This window comes from Micromonospora noduli (assembly GCF_003264365.1).
GTDB lineage: Bacteria > Actinomycetota > Actinomycetes > Mycobacteriales > Micromonosporaceae > Micromonospora > Micromonospora noduli.
Window position 1 is genome coordinate 1 of the sequence record NZ_PYAK01000135.1, and the last position, 1,073, is coordinate 1,073.

Below are 1,073 nucleotides of genomic sequence, written 5' to 3' on the forward strand. Positions count from 1 at the left end.
CGGGCCCACAGCCCGTCGGCCAGCGGACGGGAGAGCACCACCCCGTTGCCGCCGGGCAGGGCCCGACCCTCGACCAGCAACTCGGCCCAGCGCTGCGCAGCCCGCTCCGGCACTGCGAGTCGGGCCACCCGCCGGGCGAGCAGCCAACCGGCGACCATCCCGGCCAGCACCGGCACCGCGAGCAGCAGGGCGCCGAAGCCGTCCACCGGGCCGCGCGGCAGGCCAGCGAGCAGCGGAACGGCCGGCAGCGCGCCGACCGACACCTCGCTGGTACGGACCGCGGTGTCGGTCCCGACCGCGAACCCCGGCCCGAGCAGGTAACTGGTCGACCAGACCGCCGCGTTGGGCGCGTACGCGACGCTGACCAGCGTGATGCCGGCCTGCCCGGCGACCCCGGTCCGGTACGCCCCGATCATGTCGGCAGCGTCGCCGCCGCCGGTGGCCACCGCCAGGCCGGCCGCGCCCGCGCCCGCGCCGAGCAGCAGCAGCCCGGCCACCAGGCCGGTGCGAACGCCGTCACGCACCGGGCCCGGAAGCCGGGTGACGAGCAGCCGGGTCACGGCGGTGATCCGGACCGCGCCGACCAGCGCGGCGAGTGTGCCGACCGCCGCGAACGTGGCACCCGCCCGGATCAGCGACACATTCGGCCCACCCGTGCCGACCAGCACCGCCGCGAGCGCGCCGAGCAGCGCGTACGCCACACCGACCGCGACCGCGGCGAGCAGTGCCCGGCGCGGTGAGCGGGTGTCGCGAGCACCGATCGCGCGGCTGACGTGCACGCCGGCGCGGGTCAGCCGCCAGAGCGCGAGCACTGTCAGCGCCAGCGGGGCGAGCCCGAGCGGCCCGGTCTCGGTGTGCAACGGCACGCCGTGCCCGAGCAGCCAGCCGGCCAGCGCGGTGCGCAGGGCGCCGGTCACCGTGGTGCCATCCGCGCCGAGCTGCACCAGGCCGAGCACGATGGCGACCGGCAGGTACGAGGTGAGGCCGGCCCAGCAGGCGGCCACCCCGGCAGCGACGGGCTGACGCTGCCGTCTGCGGCGACGGACCAGGGTCGAACATCGTCCACCGTCCCC

The 1,073-nt window shown here is 77.5% G+C and carries 1 protein-coding gene; it reads right to left on the reverse strand.

The annotated features are described in order from the left end of the window. The coding region (locus GUI43_RS33280) for a cell division protein PerM (RefSeq protein WP_249037927.1) at nt 1-1,049 on the reverse strand (1,049 nt) is incomplete at its 3' end. Nucleotides 1,050-1,073 lie beyond the last annotated feature (24 nt).